The sequence below is a fragment of the Bacillus haikouensis genome (assembly GCF_013179555.1).
GTDB classification, from domain to species: domain Bacteria; phylum Bacillota; class Bacilli; order Bacillales; family Bacillaceae_B; genus Rossellomorea; species Rossellomorea haikouensis_A.
This window is the reverse complement of the sequence record NZ_JABMCR010000316.1, coordinates 1-4,295: the sequence shown is the minus strand read 5'-3', so window position 1 is coordinate 4,295 and position 4,295 is coordinate 1. Positions and strand designations below refer to the sequence as shown.

Sequence of the window (4,295 nt, the reverse complement as noted above, 5' to 3'; positions counted from 1 at the left end):
ATTTCGATTACAACCCGATAGGAGGATGATTAGTAGGATGGAGATGAGCATTATTTTTCTATTCAATTGTGTGCCCTCCTGCATAATGTGTTTACCCTTTACATTTTAACAGTCTGGGAATATAAAATAAATCCACAATGAAAACAATGGAATCATTACCATTGAATGGCAATGTAATCTCTTATATTATTCATTTCTGTCACATGAGAAAATCAGGTCCTTATGTTCAATTATAAATTCATTAAAATTTCTAAATTCCTGGGAGTGGGATTTTGTGAGGGGAATGATATATGTGGAGCCCTGTTAAAAGGTGAATCTGTTTCATAAGAGAGAATTTTTATATCATGGATGCGTTTTTATGTGTTCTTAAAATTCTCCCTCCATTATTTTTGATACTGCCCTTGGATAAAATTCTACTTCACCGCCATCTTGTTGGTATGGATGGTTTTATTGCAAATTGCTTTTAGGATAAACATCTTTTCTTGAACACTCAGCATTCTCCATGACTTAGCACGAATGATCATTTTAATCCCTCCCGCTTACCTTTATTTGTATACTGTTTACCTCCACTTGAACGATTACAAACCATACAAATACCGACAACGAGGCAAATAAAAATACTTTCTCCGACAAATCTCTTTGCTGAAGAAAGTAAAAATTAAAGCGTTCCTGTCTTTTTTATATGTATTTTGTATTTTTACAGATAAAATTATTTACTTTTTTTGTTTGAAACGATGTTTATAAAATGATGCAGTACTCTTGCCGTCAGTCCCCAGATCACTTTATCCTCGTAATAATAAAAGTGCTCTTTCACAGACCTTGCCTGCCAATCATAATTCTCTCCGCCTGGTATCTGTTTATAAGGGAAATTCGCTTCAGGCTGAACTGAGAATTTAATGTCATATAACTCTGGTTCCTTTTCTTGAAGAACTTTTATCGGGGAAGTAAACACTTCCTCTACTTCATCCCCGTTCGGTTGCAAATCCTTTTGCTCGACATTCAATCTCCCGGCGAACGGGTAAATGATCGTGCCGAAAGGAGAGACTAGATAGTCCAGCGGATGAATATCGGTAATCAAATCCTGGTTTATCCCCAATTCTTCAGATGTTTCCCGTATGGCCGCTGAACTGGCATCTTTGTCACCCTTGTCGATCCGTCCACCCGGAAAGCAAATTTCACCCGGTTGTCTTCGCATTTTGTATGATCTGACTTCAAACAAAATATGAGTTTCACCGTTCACTTCCATCAACGGTACCAATATGGCATACTCCCTGAAATCTTCACTCCCCAGTACCTTTGGGATTCGCCCCTTTAATAGTTGAATGATGCCTTCTCCGTCCATTCCTTCACCCCCGTACAGCTGTCTATTCATTATAATATGAACAGCAACAGCTACCAAATGATAAGATCCATCTTTAGTTACAAAAAAACCGGCAAAAAACTGTATGCCGGTTTCAATCCCATCATTACTGAGGTGTATGATTCTTTTCCCATCCCTGAATGCCATCATCTTCAATGATCCCCAATGTGACATCCGTTATATCAGGATCAGATGTCAATTGTTCCTGAATCGCAAACTTAATGTCATCCGCCTGAGATAACGGCAGCCCCTTTTTCAGCTCAAGATAAGCTTCAACATGATAGTATCTTCCTTCTTGGGTGATTCTCATTTTAAATATATCCATCACCATTTCATGTTCAAGGATCATAGCAGCAACTTTGTCTTCCACTTCTTTTGGTGCAGCAACACCAATCAATCCGATCATATTATCATACCCTACCCTGAATGCCACTCCCACCATCAGGAATCCGATGATGATGGTGACGATACCGTCCATTAGCTGAAACGGTGTGAAATAAGAAACGATTACCGCAATTAGCGCAAGGACTGCTCCTGACACCGCAACTACATCTTCATAAAAGACAAGTCTGGTGGGAGGAGATGCTTTCTTCACATTTTTGATTGCACCTGGTACCATACCAACCCCTTTTCTGATGTCCCTGGCTTCCTCACCTATTTCTTTCATTACCTTTATCAGGATCGCTCCATCTATGATGATATTCAACAGCAAGATGGACACATTGAGCAGAATCCCCTTTACCTCTGCCGGGTGATTAAGCAGGTGAATACCTTCCTTGATTGTTTCATAAGCCATGATTGACACAACAATCACCGCGATCATGCAGAATAAATTGATGACGCGGCCGAAGCCTGTTGGAAACTTCTTTGTAGGTTCTTTTTCAGACAAAACACTTCCCACAAAAACAAAACCCTGATTTACAGAGTCTGCCAATGAATGCATGGCAGACGCGAACATTGCCCCGCTTCCGCTGACGAAATAAGCAATTCCTTTTGCAATTGCAAGGACAGTATTCCCAATCATTGCATAAAGAGAGGACTTATTCCCTTTCTTCACTAATTCCCATATCGTTTGCTTGCTCAAAGTGTTCACCCCTGTTTTTTCATGAATAGTTACTTAGTCTTGAGTATGCGCTTTTCCCTTTGGAGGAACCTGCACATTACAGCAATTCAGTCAGTCTTCATTCAATAAAGTTTAGTATTTCTCTATAGAGTAAGTTTCATTAGTGAATTGACGAACCTTTTTAGCTTTCTTATACTGAAAAAACATAAGGAATTCTTTTAAAGAAAATCTTCTACAAGAAATGGAGCACGAAAATGGATTTTACCATTCAGCACCTTTCCTTCTATTTAATACAGGTAGATGGAAAAGGCGAAGAAGCAGATAAGCACTTCAAACACTTTCAAACACTCACTCAATCACAGTATGAGGAAAGCCCTCTGAAGACATTTTTAGATGGAGAATTAACGAAAATCGTCAAAAGAAAGGTGGATCGTCATGCCAAGTCTGATACGGTTCCCACAAAAATTGGACGATTCATCGTAGAACCAGGGCATGAATTGACTTCCAATCCCAACTACAATTTATTTCATAAAACCAGATTCGCTGAAAATAATGAAATGTTCCGGGAGGCTTGTGACCAAATCGTCCAGATGTATATTGAGACAAGTGCCATCAGGGGAGGGGCTCTTTTAGTCGCTTCCGCTAAACTGACGAAGTTCTTCGATGATCCCTTTGTATTCATCATGAAATGCGATTTTGAACCGAAAGTTGCGAGAATCACAGACGAATCAACGCTTATTCACAACGTGGAGATGGCGATCACGACAAAAAATATGAAATCGATACAGTATCCGTATATGCCCGAAGAGGGAATGATGGATTCAGCTGAACTGAAAATACACCAGGCTTCGCATGCCCGTTACTTTGAGGACTTCCTCAAATGGGTCGAATATGAAAAATCAATGCCTGAAATCGTGAAGTCACAAGTGTACGGCATGGTTAAAGAGCATATTGAAGAATCATATGTCGAAGAGAGTGATGAACGTGTTGAATTTGAACAGGCAATGGAAGAATGGGCTATTAGCCCCAAACGTGAACTTCAGGAACGGTTCTCCACCGAGCAGGTAGTGGAAGCAGCCTCTCAAATCATCGAACAGTCTCCTGAAGTGGAATTAAAAGTAAAACTTGACCATGTTTCTGTCAAGGCAATGCTTTCCGACTTCGGGGACAGCATTCATTTAGCGAAAGTGAACGGAAAATATATTCTTATGATTGAAAGCGAATCAGTGTTATTTGAAAAGGGATTTTCCCCTTTGGAGTTTTTAAAACCGGACGACCTGCATGACGTGATTCAGAGGATAGAAACAAAGGAATAATGACTGTTATAGGAACCACAGTAGATCTGTGGTTTTTTTTAATCTGAAGTAACATATACATAAATCGATGTGATTCAATGACAGCGATTGATCAAAACTAGTAAATCAACTAGAATTAGTAAGAAAATTCTTTTTTCTCAGGAGAGGTATTATGTTAAACAATATGGAGCTTACTGATATAAAATCTATGCAGGAGCTTTGTGAAAAGCACGAAGACATCAAGTTGAAATTAAATTGGGATATGCTTGAACAACGCAGCACACGAAATGATGATTATTTTTATTATAAGGAAAAAAAACTGATTGGATATCTTGCTCTATATGGATTCGGAGATAAGTATGAAATATGTGGAATGGTCCATCCCCGCTACAGAGGGCAAGGGATATTCTCCGGATTATTGACAGATGCGCTAAAATCATTAAAGGCAAGGCACGCTCGTTCTCTTCTGATCAATGTACCAGGCACCTCCCTTACCGGTAAAACTTTTGCTGCTTCCATTAGGGCGCAATATGATTTTACTGAATATGAAATGAAGTGGAACCCTGATAGTCTGCTT

Annotated in this window: 4 protein-coding genes; 2 read left to right on the top strand and 2 right to left on the bottom strand. The window is 39.3% G+C overall.

The features are described 5' to 3' along the window. Nucleotides 1-709: 709 nt before the first annotated feature. Nucleotides 710-1,342 carry an NUDIX hydrolase gene (locus HP456_RS20510; RefSeq protein ID WP_172254575.1) on the bottom strand — a complete coding sequence of 211 codons (633 nt, stop codon included), beginning with the start codon at nt 1,340-1,342 and terminating at the stop codon, nt 710-712. A gap of 124 nt (nt 1,343-1,466) precedes the next feature. Further along, nucleotides 1,467-2,453, bottom strand: a complete 987-nt coding sequence (locus tag HP456_RS20505; RefSeq protein WP_172254573.1) for a cation diffusion facilitator family transporter — start codon at nt 2,451-2,453, stop codon at nt 1,467-1,469. Nucleotides 2,454-2,677: 224 nt separating this feature from the next. Here HP456_RS20505 and HP456_RS20500 point away from each other — a divergent pair, with 224 nt between their 5' ends. Further along, nucleotides 2,678-3,739, top strand: coding sequence for a DUF3900 domain-containing protein (locus HP456_RS20500; protein ID WP_172254571.1), 1,062 nt, complete (start codon nt 2,678-2,680; stop codon nt 3,737-3,739). A gap of 151 nt (nt 3,740-3,890) precedes the next feature. Further along, the coding region (locus HP456_RS20495) for a GNAT family N-acetyltransferase (protein ID WP_172254569.1) at nt 3,891-4,295 on the top strand (405 nt) is incomplete at its 3' end.